We start from the raw sequence: 15,287 nt of genomic DNA on the forward strand, positions 1-15,287 counted from the left end.
GACGATCTGCGGAAAACCTTCGGTCGCTGGTTTGCCGGAATGAGAGACGAAGAGGCCGCGACGCTACAGGAGGCGGCATAGAAGCTCCAGCCCCCGGAATGGCGCGCTCTCCTAGTAGAACGCATTAACAGACCGGCGTCGATCATCACGCTACCGTCTGCGTTTTCACCCACTCGATGAATCCATCTGTATCGTGGGACCAGACGATGTACAAACCAGATTGTTGCGCACTGGTGAGACTATCGATCTTGAACACGCCGGAGAGAAGAGCGACGTTGATCATGTTTTTCCCGGCCTGCTCGGCGAAATGTCGAGCTTTGGCGGCCGTGTCATTATTCAAACGCTTTACGCTATTCAGTCCTGAGCTGGAGTCTTTGGCTTCAAGGGCGATCATCTTGCCAGTCGGGAGGGGAATGAAAAGATCCACCTTTCTACCGTGAACCGTGCATTCGCCGTAAAACTTCGGAAAAACCGGATAGTGAATGGGAACAGTGATTTGCCCTTTGTTCGGCACTGACACTCTTGTAAATCCCAGCTCTTCGAGACGCGTTTCGAGTCGTCGCTCGACCTCTCGTCCGTACCCTCGCCGCGCAGTTTGAAGCGACTGCGCAGCATGGAGGGTCGTAGTGGCATAGATGGCCGCTCGAAGCTCGCGCAATGTTGGCGACCGGCGACTGGCTATCCATGGGAAACGAACTGGGTCCGCCAACCGGCAGATCAGATTCAATACTTCCGTCGGAAGTTCATCAGATTGGCGAAGGTCGGATATTTTGATCCGCTGGACCGACCGCGTGACAAGCACTCCAAGATCATCTTCCGACACGGGAGGGCCAGTCACATAGCGCAGGGCATCGAACAGGTCCTCATCGAGCAGAACGGCGCGTACTACATTCGGATCCGGCTTATCTGGATTAATGCCTGCCAGGGCCTTAAACAACCGGACGAGTGATTTGCGCCGAGCCTTGACATGTGCAATGTACACACCTCCGGGCTCAGCCAGGCGTCGTTCGACGAACTCGTTGAGTGCAATCTGTGCCTGCGTCGCCAATTCTGCCTGGGTCCAGACAGTCGGCGTTTGATTCGTGCTCGGGCTGGTCATGCAGTAGGCAGCCGATTTTCATCGACGAGAAGTGGTAAGGAACGCCTATTCTCGTCGATGCACCTTCATATTGGCAAATTTTCGATCTTCGGAATCGTGAGCCGTTCAATTTCCTTCGGCTCAAACTTCGTAAGTCCGCCCGCGTATGTGCGGCCACTTTCGACGCCGACGTTGAGTCTGAGCCACGCGGCCAGCGCATCAAGGACCCCTTCACCGAGTGCTTCGCGGGGGTATAACCCATGAGCTATGTTGATGTGCCTCGCTCCACACAGATTCCGTACGAAGGCTGGTGCTCGACGCGCCATGTAGGTACAGACGATCGGAGCCGGAGCTTTCAACCCGACGGACCACCAGGCCCGGCGATGTTGCGCAATGTACGACTGGTCCGCTCCGTGCTTTTTGGCCCACGTCAGGAAGCGTCGCACGGCCTTGAGAGAGTCGGCATCCAGTTCCTCAAGATCCGCAGGCAGATCAATCACCCTCTTCAAAAACGTTTCGTCGGTCAAGACGTCACCCGCGTTGATTAAATCCCGTGCTTTGGTCACCGTCGCCTTTAACACGGCGTCAGGCAATTGATCGGTATGAGCACCGGCAATCCAGATGCCGTTATTTCCCGTGACCTGTCCCCGGTGCACACGGCACAACTCACCCAGTTCGATATAGCCTGCTGGGACACCCGGGCCCGGACGTACGATTGTGGACCAGCGACTCGCCTTCGCGACTTCGTCCCACGAAATCAGCGTGCCGGCGGAAAGTCCATTCAGACTATCGAGCGACTTGACCTCGCGCACCCTGAGCGACTCCGGTTCGCTTCCGATTTTGAAACAGGCTATCGCTCCTGTTGTCATTGTTGCGTCCGAAAAAGGCATTGCAGTCGGATCCAGTACGTGCAGACCCACGCCTCCCAGTTCTTTCGCAAGCAACTTGCGCAGTGTCGCCCCGTAATTCACGTCGAGCCACTCGGACGATGTGATAAACGCGCCAGCGTCGCCTTTTCTTGCAAGCTGCAAAGTACGGACAAAAAAGTGAATGTGCAGACCAGCAAGCTTGCTCGCCTTCACCCCGAAATCTGCCGCAGCATCAGCAAACCACGTTTTCCAGTCGTTGCCTATGTTGTGATGTCGCACATAGGGCGGATTGCCAATGAATAACGTTTGCCCCTTTATCGCAGGCAGCGTCACCTGCCGATAGTCGTCGACGATGACCGACGTTCGTTTTCCTAAACCGAGCACGGCAACGTTGGCTCGCAACATCAGCGCAGCCAGTGGATCGAGTTCAATGGCGATGAGCTTGGCCTTGGGGAAACGAGTCGCCGCCGCCAGAAGGAACCGTCCGGTACCCGCACCTGGATCGACGATCCGCACGGGGTCGGCTTCCGCTTCCGCCCAGTTCATCATCGAATCGACAATGCATGAGGGAGTATAGGTAGCACCATCCGTCCGGCGCTCTTCAGCCGAACGGATAACGGCGAACGCCTCGCCCAATGGATCGCCGCCAGCCAAAATGGCCGCGCGCGTGGCATCCAGCAAAGCTCCGTCCAGCCGACGACGACTGGCACCCTTTTGCATCGCGCGTTCGGTATCAGAAAGCTGACTTTTGGGTCCGGCTAGCGCCGATGCAACGGCAATCAGATCCCCTTCCGTCTGGAGTTGCTTCATTTCTTTGACCGATGTTTGTACTGTTCCCACATTTCTGCGAACAGGGCCTTCAACGACATTCCGCGTCGGCTGGCCTCCATCTTCACATCGTGAGCAAGCGACGGGGACATGCGAAAACCGACGATCTGGGTTTCGCTGTCTTTCTTTGGGTGACCGCGAGGGTCGTCAGGGTTGGGCGAGGTATTCATGGCAGCGATTCTGTCGACTAGTCGACAGAATGTCAACCAGAATCGAGTCCCCTCGCGAACAAGCTTCAACACGTGTCATGACGAGCTTCAGCGCCGACCACCGCCGTTGATGATACGGCGTCGGTGGCACACACAGAAAGGCGAAGAGCGGCCTGAACTATCAAGCTTCTCGGCGAAAGACCACCCGTAGAAAGCGTTCGCTGCACGGTCGCAAAAACCACGTCAACCGGTTTCATGGCGGTTGCGGGGCTGTCGCGTCGAGAGTGTGCAACGGCTCTGATCGTTTTCCTGCTGCAGTGCGCGGAGCGGCCGCTGCCCAAGCAACTTCGGTCTCGTTACCTAAGCCATCGTATCAAGCAGTCTCGATGCGATGGCTTCTAGGGGGTATAAACCGGAACCGTCGAAAATTCTGTCTTCAACCCTGATCTTCAGCCTGCCAGCTTCTTGACGCGCTCGGCCAAGCGTCCAAACGCTTCATTCACGTACTCGAGTGACTTGGGCTCTGCGTCCTGTGCAAGTAGAGAACTTTTGAAGCTTTCCAGATCGGAAAGCCATTGCCGATGCAGCTTGTCCAGCTCGTTGACTTGAGGTCGAAAGACTTGCAGGTTGCCGCTTCCGCGAAACGCCTGATAGCCGCGCTCAAGGGTTGCCGCCGTTGTCAGCAATTGAGCCGCCAGTTGCTTGTGTTGTTCGGAACACTGGGCCATGCCGTCATAGGGCCGCGATGCCTTGTTGCGTTCGGCTTCGAACGCCTCTTCCATGATGAGCGCGTAGCGGTAAAATCCGGGAAATTCGTTGGACAGGGCAATGAGTTGATCGTCGGAGGTACCGACCCAGATCTTGTGTAGCTCGGGCACGTATCCCATCATGCGATTGATGATGGCCTGTGCGTCGTTGACGCCCTGGGCAGAAAGCTGTTGCATGTGTTGATCGATCTTCGCTGCCAGTCGGCGAAATTCACTCGTGCTCATGTTTTACCTACTCGAAAAGCGTGGCGACTTTCGCCAGCCCCCGGAATGGCGCGCTCTCTACGCGCTGCGGCGAGCTCAGCCGATCCGACCAGCCGGACCTCTACGGTGCCAGCGTCGACCTCCGGGCGTGACGCGTCTACATTCGATCCACAAAGCCGTTCGCTTAGTACAACCAACTCATCGCGATCAACGTAGCGCACCCAGAAATCGGCGAGGTGACGATCTTCGTTGATCAGCACATAGCCTGGTCGCTCGCAGAAGGTGACCACCTTCGGGTTCGCCTCGAGCATTAACCATTGTTCAAGCAATGCACGACGGTAAAACATGACGCGGCGCGCGAGCTTGGGACTGAAGGCTTCGAATCGGTGTGCGCCACGTGGACGCTCCAGCGCGATCGGCCTGGTTACCTGAAGGGTATCCGCCATGAGATCAGCCTCCTACGGACGTGATTCGAAGTGTAGGAGGCGAGTCGGCAAATTTAATACGGACATATGCGAGTTGACACTTTTATGCCGATTCGAAGGGAAATAAAAGTGTCAACTCGCGCGCGTTCTGGCCCGTGGTTACTGGGGATGGCCGGTGACAGATTTATTACGTCCTACGGAGGTGGAGTATTTCCATGTCGTCTTCACGCTTCCAGAGCCGATCGCCGCACTGGCTTACCAGAACAAGAGGAGGCTCTATGATCTGCTGTTTCGCACCAGCGCCGAGACGCTGCGCACAATCGCCGCCGATCCGAAGCATCTGGGCGCGGAGATCGGCTTCATCGCGGTCCTGCACACGTGGGGCCAGAATCTGCTGCACCATCCGCACGTGCACTGCGTGGTACCGGGCGGTGGCATCGCCCCGGACGGCGAACGCTGGATCGCCTGCCGTCCCGGCTTCTTCCTGTCCGTGCGGGTTCTTTCGCGGCTCTTCCGGCGGCTCTTTCTCGACCAGCTGCGCCGCGCGTTCGATGCCGGTGTGCTGCGTTTCCATGGCCAACTCGAGCCGTTGCGTGACCCGCAAGCGTTCGCCGCCTGGCTCGCGCCTGCCGCACGGGCGGAGTGGGTCGTCTACGCGAAACCACCCTTTGGCAACGCCCAGCATGTGCTCGATTACCTGGGCCGCTACACCCATCGTGTCGCCATCTCGAACAACCGGTTGCTGTGCTTCGATGGCGATTCGGTCACCTTCCGGTGGAAAGACTACCGGCACGAAGCCAGGCACAGGACCATGACACTTACGGCCGACGAGTTCACGCGCCGCTTTCTGCTGCACGTGCTGCCCGACGGCTTCAAACGTATCCGCAGCTACGGGTGGCTCGCCAACCGTCATCGGGCAATCCGCCTCGCCATCTGCCGGCGGCTGCTCGGCGTCGAGCCGCCTGCCACTGGGTCACCCGCCATGGGCGAAGATTACCGCGACCGTTACCTGCGGCTCACCGGCAAATCCCTTCGAGATTGCCCCGTGTGCGGCAAGGGCCACATGGTTCGCATCGAAGGCGGTGCGCCAGGCATCCTGCCGCGGGCTCCTCCTGAGCCGACCCATGTGGACTGACCCGCATCTGCATTGTCCTCCGCCACGTTGGCCGTTCCCGATGGGACCACCGCGACCGGACTCGTGCGTCCGATTCCCAGGCACAATGCAATGTCGCGAAATTCCGCATTCCTTGCCCATTGACGCCCGCATTTCCACTGTCTTCGCGCGACTGACCCGGCCAACCACCCGGTTGCGGCGTGCGCCACCCGTGCGCCGGGCAACACAAATCACCGCGACGATCATTCAATGCCCATAAACGCCGGCGCCTGCGGAGCGATTTAGCACAAACATTTTTTTGATTACCGATCGCGGGCTGGCCCCGACTCGCCTGTTCATCCGTCAGTAGCCGCGATCGCCAACCAAAAAAATCTCTGCTGTATCGGAAGAATCCCATAACTGTTCCATTGCTCCCCGGACCCCGTCTCGAGCGTGTCAGAGGACTGCTGCGCAGCTATCAGCACAGCGAACAGATGCAGGCCGAGATGCAGCGGCGCGAACCGGTGTCGTTTCAGTTGTTGTGGGACACGCTGGGGCTGGCGCCTGAGTGAGGCTCCTTGTGTTGCGCGAAGGTGGTCGCCTCCTGAACGGCCCGGTCGAGCAACCTCGACGGGCCGTTAAACAGATTGCGTCTATTTCAGTCGGTGCCGCCGTTCAGCGCGCGGCACGCTATGCGTATCCCTGCTTACTGCGAACCCGCCCACGTCTGGCCGGTCGGCGACGAATCGCCAATACCCGGAAAGTCGACATAGGCGCTGCTGCAATCTACCGCGTTCGCCGTACTCAGCGACTGCGATGCGGCGCCGTTCAGGACGACCCGATTCGCGGTCGACGGGAAAATCGGCAGGTTCACGTTGTTCAGCGTCAGGTTCGCGTCGGACGTGGTGACCGCCACGTAACTCGGCGAATCGGCGAGAAGGTTGGTCAGCGTCATGCCGAGCGGGAGTGCTGCATGCGCGATGCCGCCCGTATTCGCCTGGAATCCCTCGAATACCGCCGAAGTGCCGCCAATGATGTGCACGTTCGACAATGATATGTCGTGGAAGTCCGGATACAGCGGCGACGCAGGAGTTGACAACGCCTTGGTGCTGTAGTACGGCGTGAAGAGCAGCGCCTGCCCGCTATTGCGGATGCAGATGTCGTTATAATTGATGTTGGTCACGATGCCGCCTCGCGCCCAATCGGACTTGATGCGCAGCGCCTGTTCCGAGCCGTCGAACGAATTGTCATAGACCTGGACGTTGGTGACGCCAGCATTGGTTTCGCTGCCGATCGAAATGCCGTGGCCCGCATAAATATGGTTGTGGGCGATGACAAAACCGTATTGCCGGTCAGTCGCGACGTTGCGGTTGCCGTCGATACCGAACAATCCTGAGCCGTTCGGACTCGGGTTATTGGAGCCCTTCGGAGAGATGTCGTCGTCGCCGGTGCTGATGTAGTTATAGGCAAAGACGGCATTCTTGAGGTACCCGTCAAACGCGATCTTGCCTGCCGCGGAGGTTTTTGTGCTCCCGATCGCCAAAGCCTGAACAACCGGCTTGGAAGATGAGCCCGGATCGAAGGCGTCCGTGTTCTTGGCCGTGTCAACCGTCGGCACCATGCCCAGATAATTCGGATTGCCGTTACCCGCCGGGTTCGCCGAAGCCGACAATGACGGGGTCTGGACCTTGACGTTCCAGACCGTGAGTCCGTCGACGCCGCTAGGAACGACGTGGAAATTGGCGCTGTTGTTCAGCGTGATGCCGAAGAGCGTCAGATTCTTTGCATAGTTGAAGACCATCATGCGGAAGTTTGACTGTGAGCCGACACCGGTCGTACCGTTCTCGATCATGTTGCCGAGCCACGCTAGATCCCACCAGGTCATGTGCCGGGACGAGGCCGAGGTATCGACGAAGGTGCCGCCGTTGTCGCAAGGCGTTGTGTTAGAAGCCTGCTGTCCCTTTGCATAAGCTGCATAGGTGTTCGTGCAACTCAGGTCAACGCGCATCAGCGGATAGAGGGGGTTCGAGCTCACGATCTCGGAGGCGGCCCGGCCGTCGATGCTGCCGCCGCCGACGACGGCCGAATTGACGAGGTAACTGCCGCCGATGAGTGGCAGACAGTTGCTGGAACTGCCTGCTTTGGTCGAACTGACAGCAGTGTTGGCGCAATAGGGTCCAGCCGCATTGGGCGCATACGCCATCACGTCCCGCGTCGCATAGACCGTCACGCCCGTATCGATCCACAACGTGACGCCGGACGGCAGCGTGAGCGGTCCGGTGATAAACGCGTTGCCCGCGCCAGTACTCGACACAACCAGATGAACAGCGAATTGTTGGGCGTGATATTGCGGGGCCGCCAGTTGCTGAGCCGACGCGCCAGCAATGTTGACATTCGGCGTGGCCGCCGCGGTCTGCGAAGCCGCCGCAGCGGCGTCCGCAGCAGAGATGGCTGTGCCAACCTGGGCGTCTACCGCGGCGCCGCAAGCGTCGAGCGCCGCCTGAATGCGCGCCTGATCCGGATTCAGAACGGCCGACGTTGTACCGTTATCGGCTTCGGGCCCCAGCGCGCCGCTGGGTTGGCGCACCAGATTGTTACTTGCCTCGAGCGTGCTGCAGACCTGGCTGGCAGTCGGCAGTTGCGGTGCGGGCGGAAGCGCGGCATCGCTTGTGGCCACGCCGACCTTGAACGCGGCGGCCGCCGGCGGAGGGGTATTGCTGGTTGAAGCAGGCGGCAAGCTGTCACCGCTACCGCAAGCGGCAAGTGATGCGGCAAGTATTACGACTAAACAAGGGATAACTGTAGATCTATAAAGCACGGCTCATCCTTATAATAAAGATTACTAACGATTTTGACCCGTTGTCGGATCACTCCAGCCGGTCCGCAGCGTTTTAAACCGGTACTCAAGGCGCCCACGTGCGACCGGCCACAAAGACACACATCCCATCCCTGATTCACGCCTGTGTTTGCGCTTCCCCCCGGCCGACCCTCAGTGACCGTCGTTGCGCGCCAAGCGCGAAAAACGCTGCAAGTCCCGCCTAATATGGCAAATGTGAGGCGGACACACCAAGCGCAATCAGCGCGCCTCCGCACATTGCCCCAGCCACGCCGCCCAGGTAATTGCATGAATTGTTAAGCGCAATGGCAGCGGCCGCCTGATCCGCAGCAAGACCCAGCAACTTATGCTGCTGCGACGCGTGGCACGACCATCCCATGGCACCCTATACAACGAAGGAAATGTAGCCGAGCGCTCCGGCCGTAACCGCGACGGGCACGCTCAACAGGGCCAGTGTCAGCACCGAGAGGATGCAACTGATCAACACACTGGCCCCTCCCAGTCGGTCTATGACCGAGCCGATCGTGAAACTGCCCAATGCGCCGCCCACCCCCCCAGAACCAGAGATATGGCGTGACAACGTGGCTGTCGAATATGGACAGCACAATCGGTGAAATATAGGTATAGAGTCCTAGACTGCCGATGGCCATGAGAAAGGTTACGCCGACCGTCGAAGCGATCTTTCCCTGAGCGAGCATCGGGAGTCGCTTCGCCTGCGAGGGCTGCGAAGCCACGGAGATGGCGCGAAACCCGAACACCACGCTCAACAGTCCACTAACTCCGATTCCCGTCACCAGCCAAAGCGTCGCGCGCCAGCCAATGCTTCCGTTCACCAGCAGGCCGAGCGGTACGCCTATCGCCGTTCCCGCACTCAGACTGCCCAGCATGACGCCCACCGCGCGGCCTTTGCGAATTGAAGGCATGATCGCTGCAGCGGCGGCGACCGCAACTGACGAAAACAGTCCGGCGCCCATTCCGGCAACAGATCTGGCTGCGAACAACGCGGCCAGATTCGCTGCAAGTGTGCTCGCCGCATTGGCGAGCGAAAAAATGGAGAGCGCTGCAATTAGCATAGTTCGGACGGATTCGCCTCCAAAAGCCGTGGTGAGCAACGGCGCGGCAATCGCATAGCACAGCGTGAACGCGGTGACAGTCTGTCCAGTGCGGGCCGTGCTCGAGCCGAATTCGTGCCCTATCCCGGCCAGAAGCCCTGCGACCACGTAGGCATCGAGCCCCAAGGCAAACATACCTATTGCGAGAAAACATAATCTGATCATGACTCAATTCCCCTTCCTGCTGATCGATATCAAACCCGTCACATGTCAGTACATCTCGCATGACGGGTATCCGGGCACAGACGTCACCACAGGCCACAAGGATTACGTCTGAGCGGATTCCTGCCGTCGCCGCCAATTGGCACAATTGTTCACGCGAGGGGAGACGGCCCGGCGTGCAATGTCCGAACCTAGCCAGATACAAAAGGACTGGTGCGATTCTTAACCCGCACGCTCAGCCATCTGCTTTCACCATCGAGTGAAATGGACATTTCCCGACTGCCGGTGTGTTGTCGTCTGATGCGCAGTACTGTTTCCAGCGGTAGGCGAGCAGTGTTTGCAGTCGATGGAGTGTCAATAAAACTGTCGTGAATACCAACTGCCGGCACGTGATGACGTCGATGAAAACTCAAAGGGAGGCGCCGCAGCTATCTCAGTTCGAACCCAACGCCGTCGCTTGTGCCTACGATGCTGATGGCTCACGCCTTAGCTCTTCTCGTTTAAACAGAGCTAGGATTTTTCCTGCGTTCATAAATACCCCAATCCCGACAATAACCACAACGATCGCGATCAGCCGATATTTATTGATATATTCACCGAAGAAGAAGTAGGACGAAAGCATTCCTGAAATCGGCACAAGCAATGAAAGTGGAGCAACCTCGGACGACGGGTACTTCTTCATAAGGTTGTTCCAAACCATATATCCAAGGATCGTTGTGATGTACGCTTGAAACAAGACCGACACTACCGCCGGTCTTGTTAAGTTATCTTTAATTTCAACAAATGGGGAGACGCCCTTCATTGCAACCGTCATCACGAAGATTGCGGGCGCAGAAAATGCACTCGACCAGACGATGAACGCAATCATGTTCTTTGGTTTCTGAGACTTGATGATGATGTTGCACACGGCCCACGATCCGGCTGCAAGCAGGACCAATCCGACGCCAATGGTGGTCGACGGTTCGTGAGAGAGCAGGAAGATAGCAATCAGGCCAATCACAGACAACGTCATGCCGGCCACATGGACGGAGTTGATCTTCTCATTGAAGATGATCCGGCTGAGGATGATCGTAAAGAACGCACCGAACTGCAAGAAAACAGACGAGAGCCCAGCGGACAGCCCGTTATACATCGCGAAATTCACCACCCACCACATTCCGGCGCCAAACAGCGTTCCATAGAGCGCGAGATACTTGATCTCGACCTCCTTGGGACGCGGCACGAAAAATATCGCCGGCACCGCGCAGCACAGGAAGCGCAAGAACGTCAGCGTGAATGGATCAAGGGCCTTCAATCCCATCTCGATCACTGAGAAGTTTGCGCCCCACATGATGGTAACCAAGGCACCGATAATCAGATCCGATCTCTTCATATTCATTGTGTTTATAAACATGCCCTGAGCACGTTCTTCCCTGGGCATGTTTAGTTGCAAACTGCGAACTCAACTAACTCGAATCGCGTCAGACCAGTTCCGCCGGCTGCGTCCCGTAGTAGACAAAGTTGTCGAAGTCCTCATGCCGATAGGTGTCGTGCCGCTCGTAGTAGTTGTAGACGACCGTGAGCTTCTGCTCCGTTTTCGTCGGCTCGCTGTCGTGAAGCGTCTTTCGCCCTTGCATTACTAGCAGCGCACCCTTCTTCGCGTAGATGTTGCGCGTTTCGATCCACGGATCCTTCTTGCTGGGGTGGGATCGCTCGATCTGCATACGAAGCGGAGCCTCCTTGTTGTCTGTCAGGAACAGCAACACGGTGATTCCGTTGGTGTCATAGTGCAGACCCAGCGTCCCGCCGCCCGGGGATACGCCTTGATGTTGATGTCCGAAACCGGGTACGGCGAGACCACCGCGTCCGCGCACGTGATCACACTGATTAACGGGAGCACGGCATGGTAGATCGCATTCAGCTCCGGTAGGTGTTGCCGGATGTCGTCGCCCTTGAAGATGTGGTGGTTATATTCGCCACCGAGGTCGGACACGGCATCGGTTCCGAGTGCCTTGTGCTTCACGTGATCGACCAGGCTATCCGCGATTACCGCGTTCACCCGCGCAGCGAGCTGGTCGCAGATATGCCGGGGGATGAGGTCCTCTACTACCGTCACCAGGTCATAGGAGTAGTTGTACTGATGCTTTTTGAGATCGAACATCTTTCCTTTTGAACTCTCAAGTATTCACAGAACTAACATCGCAAGTAAGCGATGCATCCATGCTGTAAGCCCTCTGGAGGGGGGCGCAGAATTCGCCGCCCTCACTAAAAGCGAGATCAACATCTCTAGCGACAACGCATGTCTTAACGTACAGCGATGCCACAAAGAAACCTAGCAATGATTTCATTAATCATTAGACAAAAGAGAGATATTCAATACTAGGGGAAGCGATTGGGTAAATCTAGGATTTGTCCAGTATCTATAAATTAATGTTCGTGTCTTGGTTTTGTCGATTTCTGATTTCTTGGTCAATGTCTATCCCCGGTGAAGCGAGATATCGAGTCGCTTTCAGTCCCTGCTTAGTGGACGGCACCCCTGTTGCAAAAGTCCTAAGAGGCAGCCCTTTCAAGGTCTTGATCAAGATGTCCCGCCTTTGGCGCGTTTAAGCAGGCGGGCGGTACTGTGATGGGCTCGGGCTACCGCGCCTTCGACATAGGGTGCGGGTTTGCGGGTCTTGGGGCCACGCCTGCGCGTGCGTACCTGGGCCGGATCGACGCAGTGGGCCAGCTCGAGCAGTTTGCCGGCAATCACATCGGGCGTAGCATCGCTCCAGTGCGACCATTCGTTCGGCGGCAGCGCGATGAGCATGCCCTCATACTGGCTGCGAATCTGCACGGCAAGGTAATACGTCGAGACCTCGGGTGGCGCTGCAGCGGTTTCATCGGCTGCAGCATGGGCAGTTTCAATACTGCGCTTGAGCGTGGCCAGCACCGCGACGGTAAAACCCAGCAGCGCGGCGCGCGGATGACCCAGGGTGCGGATCTCGCTTTGCAGCACCGACTCGAGTCGCTGGAACAAGTGGGCGACATAATGCCCGCCGACAGCCCTCACGCGAGATCGTGGTTCAGTATTGCTTTCATCCGTTGGCGGGCCAACGGCTTGAGGTAGTCAGGGTTCACCGGGTCCACGACCAGCAGTGCTATGTCGTGCGACGGGCCGACGGGTCGACCGTATCGGTCCCTGCCTGGATGACCGAGCTGTCGTCAGCCCAGATCCGAGTCGTTGCTGAACCGCGCATTGCTGTTGAGACACTGCTTGAACTGCGGCGCCTGGTATCCACGACGTTATCCTTGCCGACATCTATAAGCCTCACAGGAGAGCATGATGCCGCACCGCCAGTTAGCGCAAAAGGACCTGTTCGAAAAGAACAATGCGGTGCCCCCGCCGCAACTGACACCGCAAGTTCGAACACAACTGCAGCAGCAGATGGTGCAGTGGATGCAGGCGGTGGCCGTGATGCTCACCCGGGAGGTGCGCGATGAGCAAGATCACTGATGAACATCTTTCGCGCCGGGCTTGCGTTTATATTCGCCAATCGACGGCGGATCAGGTGCTTCATAACCTGGAGAGTCAGCGTCGCCAATACGCACTGGTTGAGAGGGCCAGGCAATTGGGTTGGGAGCATGTGGACGTGATCGACGACGACCTTGGCCGTTCAGGATCGGGGACCACGCGCCCCGGCTTTGAGCGCCTGTTGGCGATGCTATGCGATGGCGCGGTCGGCGCAGTGCTAAGCATCGAAGCTTCCCGTTTGGCCCGAAACGGCCGTGACTGGCACACGCTGCTAGAGTTTTGCAGTGTCGTGGGAGCCTTGCTGATCGACACGGACGGTATCTACGACCCTTCTCTGATGAATGACCGGTTGCTACTCGGAATGAAGGGTACGATAAGCGAGATGGAGGTGGCCAGCTTCAGGCAGCGCGCACACGAAGCAATTCGGCAGAAAGCGCAGCGCGGAGAACTGTTCATGCGCGTACCCATCGGCTATGTACGATGTAGCGAGGACCGTATCGAGAAGGATCCAGACGAGCGCGTGCGCAGTGCAGTTGATCTGGTATTGCGAAAATTCGCAGAATTGGGAAGCGCACGGAGCCTTTACTTCTGGCTGTGTGAACAGCACATCAGCATGCCGGCGTTGTGCAATGCTGGTGGAGGCGATCAAGTAGTGTGGAAGGCTCCACGCTACCACTGTCTGCTGAGCCTGCTGCAAAATCCGGTTTACGCTGGAGCCTATGCATACGGACGTAGCAAGTCCAGCGTTCGACTCGAGCAGGGACGCAAGCGCGTGGTACAAACGTATCGTCGCCAACCCGAGGAATGGTCGGTGCTAATTCAGGACCACCACGAAGGCTACATCGACTGGGACACCTATTGCAGCAACCAGAAGACAATGGCTCACAACACGAACAGGAGTGGCAGCGCGGTACGCGGGTCGGTGAGGAGCGGCGAAGCACTGCTGTCAGGGTTGTTACGCTGTGGCCACTGCGGGGCGAAGCTCGCGGTGGCATATCCCAGCCCCACAGGCATACGGTATCAATGCCCGCAACGTATCCTTTCGCGCCATGCAACCTGTGTTAGTTTCGGAGGACTAGGCGCAGACCGTTTGGTATCCGAACAGCTATTACGCAGCATCGAACCCATGGGGATCCAGGCTGCGCTGGAAGCCATCGAGAAGCTGGAAGGCGCAGAGGATGAGCGGCTTGCCCAGAAGCGCATGGAACTGGAGAGGGCCCGTTATGAGGTGTCCCGTGCGCAACGGCCGTATGATGCCGTGGACCCGGCTAATCGCCTGGTCGCGGGCACGCTGGAGAGGCGCTGGAATGACGCGTTGTCGATGCAGGCACGGCTTGAGGAGGAGCTCGCCGCGCTGACGCAGCAACGCCCCCGCGAGCTTGGCGAAGAAGTCAGGCAAAACCTCCTTGCTCTATCCCGTGACTTGTCACAGTTGTGGGAGCATTCCGCAAGTTCGCCCGACATAAAGAAGCGCATTCTGCGCACCGCGATCAACGAAATCGTCGTCACTGCCAATGGTGACTCGGTGCGTATGATCGTGCATTGGCAAGGTGGCGACCACACGGAATTGAGGTTGAAAAAAACGCCGACGGGCAAGCATCGCTACGCGACCAGCGCCGATACGATCGCGCTGATTGCATCGCTGGCGCATCAGCAATCGGACCAGCGCATCGCCGCGACGATAAACCGGTTGGGACACCGTACGGCGCATGGGCAGACATGGACAGCCACGCGGGTATGTGCAATCCGAAAAGGGCACGGCATTGCGGTTTATTGCGAGGCTGAACGCCAGGCACGGGGCGAACTGACCATTGAAGAAGTCGCTGTTATTCTCAAAGCCGCACCGCGCGTCGTTCTGCGCCTGATTCATCAGAAACACCTGAAAGCAATCCAAGCCTGCCGCAATGCTCCCTGGACCATACGACAAGCCGACCTCGACGAGTATATGTTCGCAAAGGCCGCGAAAAGTCCGTCGACACCCGATCCGGATCAAATGATCCTGGATATTCAATAACATACGAAGGAGTGCAGTATGAAAGTGAATCGAACATGCCTTCGATACGCCAGCGCTTGCGATATAGTCGGGCGATCTCGTGTGCGCCCACCGCGGCAGGCAGATTGCTCCACAGCCGGATCACCGTGTCGCCCGCCTCGGTGGGTTGGTCCAACTGCAGTTCGATGCGCCGCCAGCCCTGCAGCCCGGACTTCAGGTCAATGCGTTGCTCACGTACCTGTCCGGTCTCGATGCGCGCAGCGTCCACCCATGGCCCG

14 protein-coding genes and 3 pseudogenes are annotated in these 15,287 nt (G+C 58.0%); 5 read left to right on the plus strand and 12 right to left on the minus strand.

Annotated elements, in window-relative coordinates:
• Positions 1 to 145: 145 nt before the first annotated feature.
• The 5 genes from KHO33_RS40835 to KHO33_RS40855 all read right to left on the minus strand — a co-directional run bounded on the left by KHO33_RS40835 (position 146) and on the right by KHO33_RS40855 (position 4,341).
• The gene (locus tag KHO33_RS40835; protein ID WP_200568404.1) at positions 146 to 1,099 is read right to left on the minus strand and encodes a XamI family restriction endonuclease; all 954 of its coding nucleotides are present in this window, start codon (positions 1,097 to 1,099) and stop codon (positions 146 to 148) included.
• A gap of 65 nt (positions 1,100 to 1,164) precedes the next feature.
• Entirely contained in the window at positions 1,165 to 2,757 is a 1,593-nt protein-coding gene (locus tag KHO33_RS40840) for an Eco57I restriction-modification methylase domain-containing protein (protein ID WP_200568405.1), read from the minus strand.
• Positions 2,754 to 2,945 carry a hypothetical protein gene (locus tag KHO33_RS40845; protein ID WP_200568406.1) on the minus strand — a complete coding sequence of 64 codons (192 nt, stop codon included), beginning with the start codon at positions 2,943 to 2,945 and terminating at the stop codon, positions 2,754 to 2,756. Before KHO33_RS40845 ends, KHO33_RS40840 begins: the two co-directional genes overlap by 4 nt.
• Positions 2,946 to 3,373: 428 nt before the next feature.
• A complete protein-coding gene (locus KHO33_RS40850; RefSeq protein WP_200568407.1) occupies positions 3,374 to 3,916 on the minus strand; it encodes a transposase in 543 nt (180 codons plus the stop codon).
• Positions 3,913 to 4,341, minus strand: a complete 429-nt coding sequence (locus KHO33_RS40855; RefSeq protein ID WP_328822836.1) for a hypothetical protein — start codon at positions 4,339 to 4,341, stop codon at positions 3,913 to 3,915. The genes KHO33_RS40850 and KHO33_RS40855 overlap by 4 nt, the downstream gene beginning before the upstream one ends.
• A 109-nt stretch (positions 4,342 to 4,450) precedes the next feature.
• Between KHO33_RS40855 and KHO33_RS40860 the strand changes: the two are divergent.
• Together KHO33_RS40860 and KHO33_RS40865 are read left to right on the plus strand one after the other, a co-directional pair.
• A pseudogene (locus KHO33_RS40860) lies at positions 4,451 to 5,455 on the plus strand (IS91 family transposase); the annotation flags it as partial.
• Between the two features lie 386 nt (positions 5,456 to 5,841).
• A complete protein-coding gene (locus tag KHO33_RS40865; RefSeq protein WP_200568408.1) occupies positions 5,842 to 5,985 on the plus strand; it encodes a hypothetical protein in 144 nt (47 codons plus the stop codon).
• A 134-nt stretch (positions 5,986 to 6,119) separates the two neighbouring features.
• Here the strand turns inward: KHO33_RS40865 and KHO33_RS40870 are convergent, their stop codons facing one another.
• The 6 genes from KHO33_RS40870 to KHO33_RS40895 form a co-directional block, all read right to left on the minus strand.
• Positions 6,120 to 8,231: a glycoside hydrolase family 28 protein gene (locus KHO33_RS40870; RefSeq protein WP_200568409.1), complete on the minus strand. Its 2,112-nt coding sequence runs from the start codon at positions 8,229 to 8,231 to the stop codon at positions 6,120 to 6,122.
• Between the two features lie 362 nt (positions 8,232 to 8,593).
• Complete coding sequence (locus KHO33_RS40875; RefSeq protein ID WP_211629308.1) at positions 8,594 to 9,496, minus strand: MFS transporter; 903 nt, start codon at positions 9,494 to 9,496, stop codon at positions 8,594 to 8,596.
• A gap of 490 nt (positions 9,497 to 9,986) precedes the next feature.
• A complete protein-coding gene (locus KHO33_RS40880) occupies positions 9,987 to 10,943 on the minus strand; it encodes an EamA family transporter (protein ID WP_200568411.1) in 957 nt (318 codons plus the stop codon).
• 40 nt (positions 10,944 to 10,983) lie between these two features.
• Entirely contained in the window at positions 10,984 to 11,268 is a 285-nt protein-coding gene (locus KHO33_RS40885) for a hypothetical protein (RefSeq protein ID WP_200568412.1), read from the minus strand.
• A complete protein-coding gene (locus KHO33_RS40890; protein ID WP_200568413.1) occupies positions 11,253 to 11,663 on the minus strand; it encodes a hypothetical protein in 411 nt (136 codons plus the stop codon). The genes KHO33_RS40885 and KHO33_RS40890 overlap by 16 nt, the downstream gene beginning before the upstream one ends.
• Before the next feature lie 417 nt (positions 11,664 to 12,080).
• Entirely contained in the window at positions 12,081 to 12,554 is a 474-nt protein-coding gene (locus tag KHO33_RS40895; protein ID WP_200568414.1) for a hypothetical protein, read from the minus strand.
• An 8-nt stretch (positions 12,555 to 12,562) separates the two neighbouring features.
• Here KHO33_RS40895 and KHO33_RS43075 point away from each other — a divergent pair.
• The 3 genes and pseudogenes from KHO33_RS43075 to KHO33_RS40905 all read left to right on the plus strand — a co-directional run.
• Positions 12,563 to 12,766: pseudogene (locus tag KHO33_RS43075) on the plus strand (DUF5372 family protein); the annotation flags it as partial.
• Between the two features lie 58 nt (positions 12,767 to 12,824).
• Positions 12,825 to 12,998, plus strand: coding sequence for a hypothetical protein (locus KHO33_RS42490; RefSeq protein ID WP_234480951.1), 174 nt, complete (start codon positions 12,825 to 12,827; stop codon positions 12,996 to 12,998).
• Positions 12,982 to 15,030 carry a recombinase family protein gene (locus KHO33_RS40905; protein WP_200568416.1) on the plus strand — a complete coding sequence of 683 codons (2,049 nt, stop codon included), beginning with the start codon at positions 12,982 to 12,984 and terminating at the stop codon, positions 15,028 to 15,030. Before KHO33_RS42490 ends, KHO33_RS40905 begins: the two co-directional genes overlap by 17 nt.
• A gap of 22 nt (positions 15,031 to 15,052) precedes the next feature.
• Here KHO33_RS40905 and KHO33_RS42495 read toward each other — a convergent pair.
• A pseudogene (locus KHO33_RS42495) lies at positions 15,053 to 15,287 on the minus strand (IS4 family transposase); the annotation flags it as partial.

Origin of the sequence: Paraburkholderia nemoris (assembly GCF_905221015.1) — a bacterium.
GTDB lineage: Bacteria > Pseudomonadota > Gammaproteobacteria > Burkholderiales > Burkholderiaceae > Paraburkholderia > Paraburkholderia nemoris.

Bases quoted from the DNA above. Each gene is read 5' to 3' on its own strand.
- KHO33_RS40835 (WP_200568404.1), bottom strand. From the start codon at position 1,099: ATGACCAGCCCGAGCACGAATCAAACGCCGACTGTCTGGACCCAGGCA.
- KHO33_RS40840 (WP_200568405.1), bottom strand. From the start codon at position 2,757: ATGAAGCAACTCCAGACGGAAGGGGATCTGATTGCCGTTGCATCGGCG.
- KHO33_RS40845 (WP_200568406.1), bottom strand. From the start codon at position 2,945: ATGAATACCTCGCCCAACCCTGACGACCCTCGCGGTCACCCAAAGAAA.
- KHO33_RS40850 (WP_200568407.1), bottom strand. From the start codon at position 3,916: ATGAGCACGAGTGAATTTCGCCGACTGGCAGCGAAGATCGATCAACAC.
- KHO33_RS40855 (WP_328822836.1), bottom strand. From the start codon at position 4,341: ATGGCGGATACCCTTCAGGTAACCAGGCCGATCGCGCTGGAGCGTCCA.
- KHO33_RS40875 (WP_211629308.1), bottom strand. From the start codon at position 9,496: ATGTTTGCCTTGGGGCTCGATGCCTACGTGGTCGCAGGGCTTCTGGCC.
- KHO33_RS40880 (WP_200568411.1), bottom strand. From the start codon at position 10,943: ATGCCCAGGGAAGAACGTGCTCAGGGCATGTTTATAAACACAATGAAT.
- KHO33_RS40890 (WP_200568413.1), bottom strand. From the start codon at position 11,663: ATGTTCGATCTCAAAAAGCATCAGTACAACTACTCCTATGACCTGGTG.
- KHO33_RS42490 (WP_234480951.1), top strand. From the start codon at position 12,825: ATGATGCCGCACCGCCAGTTAGCGCAAAAGGACCTGTTCGAAAAGAAC.
- KHO33_RS40905 (WP_200568416.1), top strand. From the start codon at position 12,982: ATGAGCAAGATCACTGATGAACATCTTTCGCGCCGGGCTTGCGTTTAT.